Consider the following 14271-nt stretch of genomic DNA (forward strand, 5'->3'; position numbering starts at 1 on the left):
TGCGCGCCCTACTCCAGCCGCTCGACCTTGCGCAGCGTCGGAAACAGCTTCATCCACAGCAGCGCGACCAGAACGGTGCCGACGCCGCCCAGCACCGCCGCCGGCATCGCGCCGAACAGCGCCGCGGTGACGCCGCTCTCGAACTGGCCGAGCTGGTTGGAAGCGTTGATGAACAGGAAGTTCACCGCACCGACCCGGCCGCGCATATTGTCGGGCGTCGACAGTTGCACCAGCGAGAACCGGATCACGACGCTGACAGTATCCGCCGCACCCATGATCACCAGCGCCGCGACCGACAGCCACAGCCACCATGACAGAGCGAACACGATGGTCGCCACGCCGAAAACGATCACGGCCTGGAACATCCGCAGCCCGACCCGGCTGGTGATGGCATGGCGCGCCAGGAAGATGGTCATCGCCAGCGCCCCGATCGCCGGCGCGGCGCGCAGCAGGCCGAGCCCCCACGGGCCGGTGTGTAGGATATCGCGCGCATAGATCGGCAGCAATGCGGTGGCGCCGCCGAGCAGCACCGCGAACAGATCGAGCGAGATCGTGCCGAGAATCGCCGGATTGGAGCGGACGAAGCGCAACCCCGAATACAAATCGTCAATCTCGGTCGAGGGCTCCGTAGGCACCGGCCGCGCCACCACGACCAGCGGCATCAGCACGCTGCCCGCGATCCAGAACCCCGCCATCATCACATAAGGCAGCCCCGGCGCGAACGCATAAGCAAAGCCGCCGAGCGCCGGCCCGGTGATCATTGCGAGCTGCGCGAACCCGGTCGAGGTCGCGGTCGCCCGCTGCAGCGTGCCGTCCGGCACCACCGACGGCAGCAGCGCCGCCACGGCCGGGCTCTCGAACGAGGTGGCAATGCCGACCAGCGTCATCGCGACGAAGATCTGCGGCACCGTCAGCCAGCCGCCATAGGTGCCGACGGCGAGGAACACCGCGGTCAGCCCTTCCACGATCTGGCACAGCTGCACCACCCGCTTGCGGTCGAACCGGTCGACGGCGTGGCCGGCGACGAACACCAGCAGCGCGGTCGGGATGAACTGCACCAGTCCGATCATGCCGAGCGCGAACGCGCTCGAGGTCATGTCGTAGACCTGCCAGCCCACCGCCACCGCCGCAATCTGGCTGGCGAAGCGGGAGGACGTCCGTGCGCCGAGATAGATCGCAAAGGCGCGGTGCCGCAGCAGCGAGCCGGAAGCGGCGAGCGTGGTCATACGGGCGCGCACCGGGCGGGGGCGCGAAGCGACGGTGGGATCATCGCCAATGCCATGGCCCGCGGTGCGGCGAGCGTCAAGTCGATCGCCGGCACGCCTGCCCCCCTGCGAGCGCGTAGCGCGCCGCTGACGCATCCTGATCACAAAGTCGGAGACCGCTTCCACCCGATCCGCGCTGGTCACCGCGCCCGGCATCGGCATAATGGCGTGGGGGACTGATGCTGCAACTGCAATCTGCTTTCGGAATTGTCGCGCTGCTGATGCTGGCCTGGGCATTCGGCGAACATCGTGACCGCGTGTCGCTGCGCCGGATCGTGGTCGGGCTCGCGGTGACGCTCGGCACCGCCGCGCTGATGCTGAAGCTGCCCGGCGCCGCGCACGCCTTCGGCGTCATCAACGAGGCGGTCGGTGTGATCGGTGCGGCGACCCGCGCCGGCACCTCGTTCGCGTTCGGCTATCTCGGCGGCGGCACGGCCCCGTTCGACATCAAGGCGCCGGGCGCGGAATTCATCCTCGCCTTCCAGGCGCTGCCGGTGGTGCTGGTGATGAGCGTGCTCACCACGCTGTTGTTCTACTGGAAGATCCTGCCGCCGATCGTGCACGGCATGTCATGGCTGCTGGAGCGCACGCTCGGCGTCGGCGGCGCGGTGGGGCTGTCGACCGCCGCCAACGTGTTTCTCGGCATGGTCGAGGCGCCTTTGTTCATCCGGCCGTATCTGGCGCAGCTCACCCGCAGCGAATTATTCCTGGTGATGACCGGCGGCATGGCCGGGATCGCCGGCACCGTGCTGGTGCTGTACGCCACCCTGCTGGCGCCGCATTTGCCCGACGCCGCGGCGCATTTCGTCATCGCCTCGGTGCTCGGCGCGCCGGCGGCGATCCTGGTCAGCCTGATCATGGTGCCCGAAACCGAGCCGCGCGCCACCGGCGGCGCGCTGGCCGATCCGGAGCGGATCGCCGTCAGCAGCATGGACGCCGTAGTCAAAGGCACCGCGGCGGGCCTCGAACTGCTGCTCAACATCGTCGCCATGCTGATCGTGCTGGTGGCGCTGGTGTATCTCGCCAACGCGGTGCTCGGCCTGCTGCCCGATCTCGGCGGCGCGCCGATCTCGCTGCAGCGAATGCTCGGCTATGCGATGGCGCCGGTGTGCTGGCTGCTCGGCCTGCCGTGGCCCCAGGCCGTCACCGCCGGTTCGCTGATGGGCATCAAGACGGTGCTCAACGAACTGATCGCTTATGTCGAACTGTCGAAACTCGCGCCCGACGCGCTCGATCCGCGCTCGCGGCTGATCATGCTGTATGCGATGTGCGGCTTCGCCAATTTCGGCAGCCTCGGCATCATGCTCGGCGGCCTGACCGCGATGGCCCCGCAGCGTCGCGCGGAGATCGCCTCGCTCGGGCTGAAGTCGATCGTGTCGGGGACGCTGACCACCTGCCTGATGGGCGCGGTGGTCGGCGTAATGACCTGAGCCGACGCCGGCGCTAACCCAGCCGCCGCATGGCGGCGGCGCGAAGCTCGGGCAATGCCGGGATCGGCGCGCCGGCGACGCGCTTCGACATCGCCGCGCCTCGCCGGGCACTGTAGTCGACCAGCCAGAGTTCGAAGGCCGCCGGCGTCAGCGCCGGGGCGTAGAGGAATCCCTGGACGGCATCGCATCCCAGTTCCGCCAGCAAGGCGAATTGCTCGTCGGTTTCCACGCCTTCGGCGATCACGCTGAGTTGCAGGCTCTGGCCGACCCGAACCACCGCGGTCACCACCGCCCGCGCGCTGGACTGGTGCGCGATGTCGCGCATGAAGCCGCGGTCGATCTTCAATTCGCGGATCGGCAGTTGCGCAAGCTGGCTGAGACTGGAATAGCCGGTGCCGAAATCATCGAGCGACAATCCGACACCGAGCCTGCGCAGCGCGTTCATGGTCTCGATCGCCAGCGAACGTTCGTTCTGGATCACGCCCTCGGTCACTTCGAGCATCAGCACCTCCGGCGGCAGGCGGAGCTCGGCGAGAATATCCGACACCAAATCGGCCAGATTCGGATTCTGGAAATTGATCGGCGACAGGTTGACGGAGACGCAAGGAATATCGAGCCCCAGCGCGCGCCACGCCGCCATCTGCCGGCAAGCGGCGCGGATCGACCACAGCGCGACCTGTTCGATCAGCCCGCACTCTTCGGCCAGCGGAATGAACTTCGCCGGCGACACCGCGCCGAGCACGGGATCGTTCCAGCGCGCCAGCGCCTCGACGCCGTGGATGGCGCCGTCGCGGGTCCCGATCTGCGGCTGATAGTGCAGCTCGAGCAAATCGAACGTGATGGCGTTGCGCAACGCCGCGCTGTAGGCCATCCGTTCCTCGGCCGCGCCGTTCATGTCTTCGCTGAAGAAGCGATAGGTCGAACGGCCGCTGCGCTTGGCCTGGTACATCGCCGTGTCGGCCTGCCTGATCAACACATCGATGTCGGTGGCGTTGTCCGGATACAGGCTGATGCCGATGCTGGCGGACATCGGCACCTGCCAGGTTCCGATCCCGAGCGGCAACGCCAGGGCCTCGGCAATTCGCGACGCGACGAGCCCGGCTTCCGATGCGTTGCGTCCCGGCATCACGATCACGAACTCGTCGCCGCCGAGCCTCGCCAGCATGTCGCACGGCCGAATCTGCTCGCGCAGACGCTGTGCGAACGCCACCAGGAAATCGTCGCCGGCGGCATGGCCGAGCGTGTCGTTGACGTCCTTGAAATTGTCGACGTCGAGGAACGCCAGCGCGACGTGCTGTCCCGGCGGACAGGTCCCGGTCGCCTGGGCGATCAGATCGCGCAGGCGCGCGCGGTTCGGCAGGCCCGTCAGCATGTCGTAATAAGCGAGCCGCGCGATCTGGGCGCGCGCTTCCTTGCGCTCGATCGCAAGCGCGCCGAGATGCACGCAAGCGTCGACGATCCGCTCGTGCCAGCGGCTGGGCGCGCGGCATTCCCTGAAATAGAACGCGAAGGTGCCGATCACGCGGCCGTCCTTGGCCTTGATCGGCGACGACCAGCAGGCGCGCAGACCGGCGGCGAGCGGCAGCGCCTTGAACGGCTGCCAGCGCGGATCCGTGTCGATGTCGATCGCCAAGACCGGATTGCCGAAATAGGCTGCGGTCCCGCAAGACCCCTTCTCCGGACCGATCGCGACGCCGTCCAGAGCGCGGGAGTATTCGTCGGGAAGGCCCGGGCCGCCGAGCGGGCGAACCAACCCGGACTCGATCTGCTGCAGCGAGGACACCACGTCCGGCGCGATCTTCTCGACGAACCTGCACATCCGGTCCGCGAGCTCGGTGATCGGGATTTCATCGGCCAGTGCGCTCAGCGTCAGTTGCTGCAGCGTCCGCAACTGCACGGATTCCGAGATGTCGGTCAGCAACGCGACCCCTCGCCCGTCGCGCAGTCCCTTGACCTCGGCGGAGACCCAGATCTCGCCGCCGTCCTTGGCGTAGAGCAGGATCTGTTGCTCGCTGCCCTCGTCGTCGATGTCGGGCGCCGGGCTCGCGATCGTCCGGCGGTTCGAATGGCGGCCCGCGAGCAATTCACCGGCGTGCCGGCCCTTCGTCTCCTCGGCGGAGTATCCGAACAGACGCGTGAAGCTCGGGTTGGTATAGATGATGATATCGTCGCGATCCGTGACGAGGACGGCGCGGCTGGCGCGTTCGGCGACCGTCATCAGCGCCGCAATCCCCTCGCGCTGTTCGACTTCCTGCGTGATGTCCCGGACGAACGCGATGGCGTAATCGCCGCTCCCGACCTGCGCCCGCGAGACCGACACCGCGGCGCGAACCGCACGACGGTCCTGGCGACCGATGGTGATTTCGAAACCGGCTTGGCCGAGCGGGCGATCGGGATCGACCGCTGCGAACGCCGCTTGCACGATGCGTGCGCCCAACTCGTCGTGGCCGAGCGCGCCGACAGCCCGGCCGAGCAGCCCGGTCCGGTCCAGCCCGAACGTCGACTCCGCCGCCGCGTTGACATAGCGCAGGTGACCGTCGTGATCGACGATCACCACGGCATCCCTCGTGCGCTCGAGCGCGGCGAGCCGGACGTCGCGATCGTCCGCCGACAAACTATCTCCGACTTCCATCGTTCAGTCCTGCTACCTGTGGAATCTACTTGGTCACCCGAACGCGATTCAGGCGTCATCGAACTACGTATCATCTCGAAAAATGAGTATTGAGTTGGTTCGATCGCCGGCTCCACGCCCGGGACGTTTCATCCTTACGAATCCGTTGCCGGCGGCGACGAAACGGCGCGACCGCCCCACGCACGACCGAAGCGTGAGCGAAGATCGCGGCGCGACGACCGATCGACACCCGATCCGGACGCGCGCGGGCCCGAGGTGACGACAGTGACGGCGCCGCAGGTTTGCTCCCGGTTTGCCGCAGGTTTGCCGCAAGCGCCCTCAGAGCAATGTGGCGAAACAGGCGCCCGTCGAGCGACGCCGCGACCTGCATCGCGGTTGCCGCTAACTACTTGTCGAATATAGCCAAAATGCAAACTCGCCGGACCTCGGGCAATCCTTCGTTTCTCCTCAATGATACCGTCACTGTGCAGCCAACGAGCTGAGTGTCGCGACCAAGTGGACTTCCCCTGCGCAATCGATCAGCCGTCACGCGATACACGGAGATCGGATTGCCTGTTGCATCGTTGCGGGATCAGGCGCGCTCGCTCGGGCTGCGCACCATCCTCGCCGGATTCGTCGCTTGGGCCGCCGCCGCCGCGATCGCTTTCCGTTCCAGCCTTTTGTCGTCGTTCGATCTGGTGTTCGGCAGCCCCGGCGACGGGCGGCTGATCGCCTATCTGCACGAGCATCTGTTCAACGCGCTGCGCGGCCGCGCCGAATTCCTCTCACCGCCGTTCTATTTTCCGCAGAAGAACGTGCTCGGTTACACCGACGCGTTCCTGCTCGACATCCTGCCCTATTCGGCGTTGCGCGCGCTGGAACTGGATGCTTTCGTCGCCTCGCAGGTGTTGGCGATCGCGCTGTCGCTGGTCTGCTTCGTCGCCAGCCTGGTGATCCTCGTTCGCTATCTCGGATTGTCGCCCGCGATCGCGATCTGCGCCGCGGTGCTGATCACCTTTCCCAACAATCTGATGGTCAAGACCGCGGAAGCGCATCCGAATTTCTTCGCGCTGTACTACGTCCCCTGCATCGTGCTGCTGGCGCTGTGGGCGATCGAGGATTTCCCGCGGCCGACGAAATGGTCGCTGGTCCGCGCCGGACTGACCGGGCTGCTGTTCGGCCTGTTGTTCTCGACCTTGTTCTACATCGCATGGCTGTTCGTGTTCACCGCGCTGTTCGCCCTGTCCGCCGTCGCCGTGATGCGCGGCCGCGCCATGGTGTCGATGGTCTGGACCAACATCCGGCCCTGCAGCGCGCTGCTCGCAGCCGCGGCGATCGGATTCGCAGTGGGCATCGTCCCGCTGCTGATGATCTACCTGCCCGCGCTGCACGAATTGTCGGGCCGAACGTTTCGCGAATATCTCAGCTTCGCGCCGTTTCCCAAGGACCTGATCAACGTCAGCCACACCAACCTCGTCTGGGGCTGGCTGGTCGAGCGACTGCTCGGCAAGGTCGACCACGAGCGCGTTCTCGCGGTCACGCCGCTGCTGACGGCGTTCGTGCTGGGGCTTGCCTATGTCGTGCGCAAGGCGCGCCGGCCAGGCCAGGCCGTTCCGTGGCAACTCGTTCTCGGCATCGCCTGCATCGCGGTCTGGGCGCTGTCCTGGCTGCTAACCTTGCGGATCGGCTCGGTCAGCGTGTTCTGGATTCCCTACAAGATCGTGCCTGGCGCCGTGGCGATCCGGGCCGCCGGACGGATCCAGTTGCTGGTGCATCTGTGGTTGGTCGTCGGACTGGCCGTGCTGCTGCAACACTGGATCACGACCGCGCCGCTCGGCCGGCTGCGCGCGCGACAGGCGATCGCGGGGCTGCTGCTGGCGGTGTGCCTGGTCGAACAGATCAATCTGCAGCCCGGCGAGTTGTCACGTCGCGATGAATTCGCGCGGCTCGACGCGGTGCCGGCGCCGCCGGCGGACTGCGAAGTGTTCGTGGTGAATGCCGGACCGCCGTCCGACATCTCGCTCAAGGAAGTCGACGCGATGTGGATCTCGATGCGGCTCGGATTGCCGACCATCAACGGCAATTCCGGCTGGTCGCCGCCGGGCTGGCGGCTCGACGACATCAAGATGGACTACGACGACGCGCTGCGGCGCTGGATCAAGCAGGCCGGCGTGACGCAGCGAATCTGCCAGTATCAGCGCGACACGCAGGTCTGGTCGGCCTACGACCCGACCCCGCCGGCGTTGCGGCCCACGGCGGACGCCGCCCCGCGGGCCGACTGAGCGAGTGCCTCCGCCGCTCGAAGTCGCCGGTTCAATGCAGCCGGAACACGCCGTCGACGGCGCGCAGTTCGGCGGGCTTGATCAGCTTCGAATGCGCGACGGTGACGGAAAACAGCGGCCCTTCGAGCTCCTTCTCCCAGAACGACAGGAAATCCTTCAGTGCCGGGAAGTGCGGAAACAGGTCGTAGTTCTGCCAGGTGTAGCTCTGCAGCAGCCAGTTGCGATCCGGCCGGCGGTACAGAATTTCCGCCGTCGTCAAACCATAGCCGAGCACCTGTTTCCTGAAGTCTTCAGAGACTGCACCTTGTCCGTCCATGCCAACCTCCTCGGGGGTAGAGCGCATTCAGCAAAAGTGGTGTCCGGCTCGCGTCGTCGATGTGCCCTACTGCCTGTCCTGACCGCCCGCCGGGGACCGGTGTCCACTTCCGCCGGCCGGGCTGCTTCAATTGTGACGTAACGAAGTAACCTATCTCAAGCCCAAAAGTTTAACGTTGTGTGCAATAAGTCAGCATTAGCAGCGACTTAGGGGAAGTGCTAGCAGCGGGCCGGGGGTTAACCGCCGGCCGGCCTTGGCGGCGCCGGCGTTAAGCCTGGCGCGCGGAATTGGCAGAAGTTCCCCCCGAGTGCCAATTTTTCTGCTATCCACCCTTGTCTCCCCGAAGGTGCTGGATTATCTCCTCAATGTCGGTCTGGCACTCGCCGGGCACGACTGCTAATTTCCAGAAATTCTGAAAACGCTTCAGAAACTTAGGAGGACTTGCATGAATTTCCGTCCGCTTCACGACCGCGTCGTGGTCAAGCGCATCGACGCCGAAGAGAAGACCGCTGGCGGTATCATCATTCCTGACTCGGCCAAGGAAAAGCCCTCGCAGGGCGAAATCGTCGCCGTCGGCCCGGGTGGCCGCGACGAAGCCGGCAAGCTGATCCCGATCGACCTCAAGGTCGGCGACCGGGTGCTGTTCGGCAAGTGGTCGGGCACCGAAGTCAAGATCGACGGCAAAGAGCTGCTGATCATGAAGGAAAGCGACATCATGGGCGTCATCACCGACGTCGCGCCCGCCAAGAAGAAGGCGGCCTGAGCACGGCCGTCATCCTGAGGAGCCGCGGCGTAGCTCGAAGAGCGAAGCCTGGGCGTCTCGACGGATGACGACCGACCACTGATCGTCCAACTCATCACCCTTCGAGGCTCGGCAACTTCGTTGCCCCGCACCTCAGGGTGACGCAACCAACCAAGGAAACCTCATATGTCCGCTAAAGAAGTCAAATTCGGCGTCGACGCCCGCGACCGCATGCTGCGCGGCGTGGACATTCTCGCCAATGCCGTGAAGGTCACGCTCGGCCCGAAGGGCCGCAACGTCGTGCTCGACAAGTCGTTCGGCGCGCCCCGCATCACCAAGGACGGCGTCACCGTCGCCAAGGAGATCGAGCTCGAGGACAAGTTCGAGAACATGGGCGCCCAGATGGTGCGCGAAGTGGCCTCGAAGTCCGCCGATCTCGCCGGCGACGGCACCACTACCGCGACCGTGCTGGCCGCGGCGATCGTACGTGAAGGCGCCAAGTCGGTGGCCGCCGGCATGAACCCGATGGATCTGAAGCGCGGCATCGACCTGGCTGTGGAAGCCGTGGTCGCCGACCTCGTCAAGAACTCCAAGAAGGTCACCTCGAACGACGAGATCGCCCAGGTCGGCACCATCTCGGCCAATGGCGACGCGGAAATCGGCAAGTTCCTCGCCGACGCGATGAAGAAGGTCGGCAACGAGGGTGTCATCACCGTCGAGGAAGCCAAGTCGCTCGAGACCGAACTCGACGTCGTCGAGGGCATGCAGTTCGACCGCGGCTACATCTCGCCCTACTTCGTCACCAACGCCGACAAGATGCGCGTCGAATTCGACGACGCCTACATCCTGATCAACGAGAAGAAGCTCTCCAACCTCAACGAACTGCTGCCGCTGCTCGAAGCCGTGGTGCAGACCGGCAAGCCGCTGGTGATCGTCGCTGAGGACGTCGAAGGCGAAGCGCTCGCCACCCTCGTCGTCAACCGCCTGCGTGGCGGCCTGAAGGTCGCCGCCGTCAAGGCGCCGGGCTTCGGCGATCGCCGCAAGGCGATGCTGCAGGACATCGCGATCCTGACCGGCGGCCAGGCGATCTCGGAAGACCTCGGCATCAAGATGGAGAACGTCACGCTCCAGATGCTCGGTCGCGCCAAGAAGGTGATGATCGACAAGGAGAACACCACGATCGTCAACGGCGCCGGTAAGAAGGTCGACATCGAAGCCCGCGTCGCCCAGATCAAGGCGCAGATCGAGGAGACCACCTCGGACTACGATCGCGAGAAGCTGCAGGAGCGCCTGGCCAAGCTCGCCGGCGGCGTCGCGGTGATCCGCGTCGGCGGCGCCACCGAGATCGAGGTCAAGGAGCGCAAGGATCGCGTTGACGACGCGATGCACGCCACCCGCGCTGCGGTCGAGGAAGGCATCGTCCCGGGCGGCGGCGTCGCTCTGCTGCGCGCCTCCGAGCAGCTCAAGCGCATCAAGACCGCGAACGACGACCAGAAGACCGGCGTCGAGATCGTGCGCAAGGCGCTCTCCGCCCCGGCCCGCCAGATCGCCATCAACGCCGGCGAAGACGGTTCGGTGATCGTCGGCAAGGTGCTGGAGAAGGATCAGTACAACTACGGCTTCGACAGCCAGACCGGCGAATACGGCGACATGGTCAAGAAGGGCATCATCGACCCGACCAAGGTCGTGCGTGCGGCGATCCAGAACGCGGCCTCGGTCGCGGCGCTCTTGATCACCACCGAAGCCATGATCGCGGAGCTGCCCAAGAAGGGCGGCGCCGGCGCCGGCGGCATGCCCCCGGGCGGCGGCATGGGCGGCATGGATTTCTGATCCAGCCACTCTCGCGCAAGCGAACTACGCAATGCAGAACCCCGGCGGAAACGCCGGGGTTTTTGTTTGGGGAATTGGCCTGTAGCCCGGATGAAGCGAAGCGGAATCCGGCAGCAGAGGCACCATGATAAGCGGAAACGGAGAATATTCCCGTTAATCGATCGAGACTCGGATTGAGCCACGCTTCAAAGCCATTACTCTTGCTTGATTCTCCGATATCCCGCGCGGTCAATTCCCTCCTGGTGAACTAGATGATCGACAATTCCTCAATTCGTTCTCCAAGATATGGCGCAATCGACATCTCTGCATTTAAGACGGCGAGCGAGATGGCGACCAACTCTGCCATACGGGCAGCACTTGGGATGAGCAACAATTCAGAAATCCAAAGGCTCTTGGAAGACGCTAACAGCCCCGCTATGCAGGCAGCACGCGGAATCGTGAACAATTCAGCAATCCAAAGGCTCCTTGAAGTCGCTAACAGCCCGGCAATGCACGCAGCACGGAGAATCGCGAATAATTCAGCAATCCAAAGGCTCCTTGAAGTCGCTAATAGCCCGGCAATGCAGGCAGCACGCGGAATCGCTAATAGTTCAGCAATCCAAAGACTCCTTGAAGTCGCGAACAGCCCGGCAATGCACGCAGCACGGGGAATGTTCAATAATCCCGCAATTCAAAGACTCCTCGAAGTAGCTGAAGGCCCCGCCCTGCAGGCAGCACGCGGGATAATCAACTATCAAGGCAGCTTACTCCATCTGAAAGGCGTGCTAGCTGGAGCACCGTATAAAGCAATCATTGGTTCGATCTTAGCAAACGAGACTATTGAATACGCGCGAATCGCTGGGACGCTCGATAGCGTTATGGGCAAATCCTTGATTTTGGACACTGTATCTGCAGTCGACTTGGTGTTTGACGACTCCACAGCGCCATCGGACGAAGTCGCTACGAAATACCTTGATAACGTATCCTCATTAGTTCGCCGATATCTATCCGCCGCCAACTCGGTTCCAGAAATCAATGGCCTCCTTCAGTACATCGTTATCATAGTCGCATTAGTTGGACTCTATCTCAACCAAAATGCAGCCTCCGGCGAGGACATTGAGCGACAAACCGCGGTAATCGAAGAGCATCTCAATCCACTTCGCATTGATATAGAACGCATTCTGAGGGCAAAAGAGTCCGAAATCGTACCACGGCTGCACTATCAGGCAGTTCGTCGAGTTTCCGTGAAGGCTGAACGCAAAATCAATTCCAAAACAATGGGACAGGTGGACTTCGGTGAGCAAGTCGCGATCCGACGCATTGATGGAAAATGGATTGAATTTGACTTCTTCGACTATATTTGCGGATGCGCATCACATGGATGGTCACCTAAGAAATATTTCAAACGCGTTCACCCGTAAGAGACTCCGCATCGCATCCGCAGATGCTCGTAGCTCGTAGGATGGGGTTGAACTCTTTGCGAAATCGTCATCGTCGTAAGTCGCTGCATGGGTATCGCTCCGCTCAACCCATCCACCAATCTACCCCTTCCACTTCACCGGCTGAAAGCTGATCTTCAGCCGATGCCCCGTCGCCTTGGCGAACCGCAGTAGACGTAGTACGACATCGCTGGCGCGAGGGGTTATGGATTCCGGGCTCGCGCGCCGAAATGGCACGCGCTCCGGAATGACGGGGCTCGATGGATCATATATGATCTGCATCGATTTGGGAGACCATCATGCCCCGGCTACGCACCCACCCCGGCGAAGTTCTGCGTGAGGAATATCTCATTCCCCTCGGCCTCTCCGCTCGCGCGCTCGCCAAAGATCTCGGCGTCCCCGCCAATCGCCTGACCGAAATCATGCGCGGCAGCCGAGACGTCAGCGCCGACACCGCGCTCCGGCTCGGTCGCTACTTCGGCACCGACCCGCGGTTCGGGCTCGACCTGCAGGCGGCGCATGATTTGTCCAAGGCCGAGCAGTCGACCGATTACAACAGCATCGTGCCGCGCGCGGTGGCCTAGACGACGGACGCTCACGCGATAACCGCAGCAACGAGATCACCAATGCCCCAGCTCCCACCCCATCTCGCGCAGCTCGAAAACGAACTCGCCGATATCGGCGTCGAGGCCTTGCAGCTCGAAGAGCTCGACGGCTTCATCGCCGCGCTACTGGTCTGCCCCGAGATGATCAAGCCCGGAGACTGGTTGCCGGCGGTGTGGGGCGGCGACGCGGACGAGCCGGCGCCGTTCACCGATCTCGATCACGCCAACAGCGTGTTCGCGCTGATCATGCAGCATTACAACGAAGTCGCGGCGACGCTGGCCGACCATCCCGAGCGCTACCGACCGCTGATGCCCGGCATCGGTACGGGGGACGTGGTCTGGGAGATGTGGATCGACGGCTTCGGAGCAGCCGTGGACATGTGGCCGGAGCACTGGGAGCTGCTACAGACTGCCGACGAGGCGACTCGCGCGGCGTTCGACAGCCTGACGCAGCTGGCCGACATCTCCGCCATGATGGTGGACATTTCCGACGCCGAGCGCGAAGCCCTGGCCAAGACCGCCGACGCCAAAGTCACCGGCTGGATCATCTCGCTAAACGCATGGCGGACCGCCACCGACCAGTCATCCCGCTCCATCGAATGGGGCCCGCCAACGCCGCCGGCCCTGCCAACCAAGAAGCGCACCAAGATCGGCCGCAACGAGCCCTGTCCGTGCGGTTCGGGGAAGAAATACAAGCGCTGCTGCGGAGCGAACGAGGCGAACTCGTAGGATGGGTTGAGCGCTTCGCGAAACCCATCACCTTCGCAAGTCGCCGCATGGGTCTCGCTCCGCCCAACCCATCCTAAAATCAACCCTTCCCCTTCACCGGCTGAAAGCTGATCTTCAGCCGGTGCCCGGTCGCCTTGGCGAACCGCAGCAGCGTCCGGGTCGAGGGCTGGCCCAGACGCAGCATCGTCGCACGCGAAGAGCCCAACGCGATGCGGGCCGCAGCGCTGTCCGCTGCGGCCCGCCCCGAGACCAACGGAAGCTACTTCGCCGCCTCTTCGATCAGCTCGGCCACCACCTGCGGCTCCGACACCATCACCACATGCGAGGCGCCGCTGACCACCACGGTGTGCTTGGAATTCGCGCGTCCGGCCATGAAGTGCAGCGCCTTGGCGGGAATGTTCTTGTCGCCGTCGCCATACACGAAATACGACGGCAGCGACTTCCAGGCCGGCTCGCCGGATTTTTCAGTCAGCGCCGCCTCGGTGATCGGGCGTTGGCCGGCCGCCATCAACGCGGTGTTCGCCGCCGGCACGTCGTGCGCGAACTGCTCGCGGAACTTGGCCTGATCGATGTACAGATCGACGCCGCCGGAGGCGAGCTTGACCGGAGGCGCCAGCGCCGCGCCGAGCGTGCCGCCGGGGAATTTCCCCGCCAGCGCGGCCACCGCCTCGCCGGCCTCCGGCGCGAACGCCGCCACATAGACCAGCGACTTGACGTTGGCGTGGCCTTTGGCGGCGGTCGAGATCACCTGACCGCCGTAGGAATGACCGACCAGCACCACCGGACCCGCGATGCTGGCGACGACGTCGGACACGTAGCGCGCGTCGCTCGACACGCTGCGCAGCGGATTGGCGGCGGCGACGGTCTTGTATCCCTTGCTCTGCAGGATCGAGACGACCCCGTTCCAGCTCGAGGAGTCGGCGAAGGCGCCGTGGACCAGGACGATGGTGGGGTGGTCGGACTTGGCCGGTTGGGCGACGACCGAACCGGAGAACAGCGAGGCGGCAAGCGCGACGACGGCGGAGAGTTTGGACATGATGACG

Annotated in this window: 11 protein-coding genes; 7 read left to right on the forward strand and 4 right to left on the reverse strand. The window is 64.4% G+C overall.

The window, feature by feature from the left end; all coding sequences use genetic code 11:
* Nucleotides 1-8 precede the first annotated feature (8 nt).
* A complete protein-coding gene (locus RPB_RS16270; protein ID WP_011442108.1) occupies nucleotides 9-1226 on the reverse strand; it encodes an MFS transporter in 1218 nt (405 codons plus the stop codon).
* A 218-nt stretch (nucleotides 1227-1444) separates the two neighbouring features.
* On the opposite strand from RPB_RS16270, the gene RPB_RS16275 reads away from it, so the two are divergent.
* Nucleotides 1445-2695, forward strand: coding sequence for a NupC/NupG family nucleoside CNT transporter (locus tag RPB_RS16275; RefSeq protein WP_011442109.1), 1251 nt, complete (start codon nucleotides 1445-1447; stop codon nucleotides 2693-2695).
* A 13-nt stretch (nucleotides 2696-2708) separates the two neighbouring features.
* Here RPB_RS16275 and RPB_RS16280 read toward each other — a convergent pair whose 3' ends face one another.
* The gene (locus RPB_RS16280; protein ID WP_011442110.1) at nucleotides 2709-5327 is read right to left on the reverse strand and encodes an EAL domain-containing protein; all 2619 of its coding nucleotides are present in this window, start codon (nucleotides 5325-5327) and stop codon (nucleotides 2709-2711) included.
* A 548-nt stretch (nucleotides 5328-5875) separates the two neighbouring features.
* Between RPB_RS16280 and RPB_RS16285 the strand changes: the two genes are divergently transcribed.
* Entirely contained in the window at nucleotides 5876-7588 is a 1713-nt protein-coding gene (locus RPB_RS16285; RefSeq protein WP_011442111.1) for a hypothetical protein, read from the forward strand.
* 31 nt (nucleotides 7589-7619) lie between these two features.
* Here RPB_RS16285 and RPB_RS16290 read toward each other — a convergent pair whose 3' ends face one another.
* Entirely contained in the window at nucleotides 7620-7904 is a 285-nt protein-coding gene (locus RPB_RS16290; RefSeq protein ID WP_011442112.1) for an usg protein, read from the reverse strand.
* 445 nt (nucleotides 7905-8349) lie between these two features.
* On the opposite strand from RPB_RS16290, the gene RPB_RS16295 reads away from it, so the two are divergent.
* The 5 genes from RPB_RS16295 to RPB_RS16315 all read left to right on the forward strand — a co-directional run bounded on the left by RPB_RS16295 (nucleotide 8350) and on the right by RPB_RS16315 (nucleotide 13228).
* On the forward strand, nucleotides 8350-8667 hold the full coding sequence (locus RPB_RS16295; RefSeq protein WP_011442113.1) for a co-chaperone GroES: 318 nt from the start codon (nucleotides 8350-8352) through the stop codon (nucleotides 8665-8667).
* A 165-nt stretch (nucleotides 8668-8832) separates the two neighbouring features.
* Nucleotides 8833-10476, forward strand: a complete 1644-nt coding sequence (gene groL / locus RPB_RS16300) for a chaperonin GroEL (protein ID WP_011442114.1) — start codon at nucleotides 8833-8835, stop codon at nucleotides 10474-10476.
* Nucleotides 10477-10727: 251 nt separating this feature from the next.
* Complete coding sequence (locus RPB_RS24225; RefSeq protein WP_011442115.1) at nucleotides 10728-11876, forward strand: hypothetical protein; 1149 nt, start codon at nucleotides 10728-10730, stop codon at nucleotides 11874-11876.
* 317 nt (nucleotides 11877-12193) lie between these two features.
* On the forward strand, nucleotides 12194-12478 hold the full coding sequence (locus tag RPB_RS16310; RefSeq protein WP_011442116.1) for a HigA family addiction module antitoxin: 285 nt from the start codon (nucleotides 12194-12196) through the stop codon (nucleotides 12476-12478).
* 42 nt (nucleotides 12479-12520) lie between these two features.
* Nucleotides 12521-13228: a UPF0149 family protein gene (locus RPB_RS16315; RefSeq protein WP_011442117.1), complete on the forward strand. Its 708-nt coding sequence runs from the start codon at nucleotides 12521-12523 to the stop codon at nucleotides 13226-13228.
* Between the two features lie 259 nt (nucleotides 13229-13487).
* On the opposite strand, the gene RPB_RS16325 is transcribed toward RPB_RS16315, so the two are convergent.
* Complete coding sequence (locus RPB_RS16325) at nucleotides 13488-14264, reverse strand: alpha/beta fold hydrolase (RefSeq protein WP_011442118.1); 777 nt, start codon at nucleotides 14262-14264, stop codon at nucleotides 13488-13490.
* Nucleotides 14265-14271: the final 7 nt, after the last annotated feature.

The organism is Rhodopseudomonas palustris HaA2 (assembly GCF_000013365.1).
GTDB classification, from domain to species: Bacteria; Pseudomonadota; Alphaproteobacteria; order Rhizobiales; family Xanthobacteraceae; genus Rhodopseudomonas; species Rhodopseudomonas palustris_J.

Bases quoted from the DNA above. Each gene is read 5' to 3' on its own strand.
- RPB_RS16270 (WP_011442108.1), bottom strand. From the start codon at position 1,226: ATGACCACGCTCGCCGCTTCCGGCTCGCTGCTGCGGCACCGCGCCTTT.
- RPB_RS16325 (WP_011442118.1), bottom strand. From the start codon at position 14,264: ATGTCCAAACTCTCCGCCGTCGTCGCGCTTGCCGCCTCGCTGTTCTCC.
- RPB_RS16290 (WP_011442112.1), bottom strand. From the start codon at position 7,904: ATGGACGGACAAGGTGCAGTCTCTGAAGACTTCAGGAAACAGGTGCTC.
- RPB_RS24225 (WP_011442115.1), top strand. From the start codon at position 10,728: ATGATCGACAATTCCTCAATTCGTTCTCCAAGATATGGCGCAATCGAC.
- RPB_RS16315 (WP_011442117.1), top strand. From the start codon at position 12,521: ATGCCCCAGCTCCCACCCCATCTCGCGCAGCTCGAAAACGAACTCGCC.
- RPB_RS16280 (WP_011442110.1), bottom strand. From the start codon at position 5,327: ATGGAAGTCGGAGATAGTTTGTCGGCGGACGATCGCGACGTCCGGCTC.
- RPB_RS16295 (WP_011442113.1), top strand. From the start codon at position 8,350: ATGAATTTCCGTCCGCTTCACGACCGCGTCGTGGTCAAGCGCATCGAC.
- RPB_RS16275 (WP_011442109.1), top strand. From the start codon at position 1,445: ATGCTGCAACTGCAATCTGCTTTCGGAATTGTCGCGCTGCTGATGCTG.
- RPB_RS16310 (WP_011442116.1), top strand. From the start codon at position 12,194: ATGCCCCGGCTACGCACCCACCCCGGCGAAGTTCTGCGTGAGGAATAT.
- groL (WP_011442114.1), top strand. From the start codon at position 8,833: ATGTCCGCTAAAGAAGTCAAATTCGGCGTCGACGCCCGCGACCGCATG.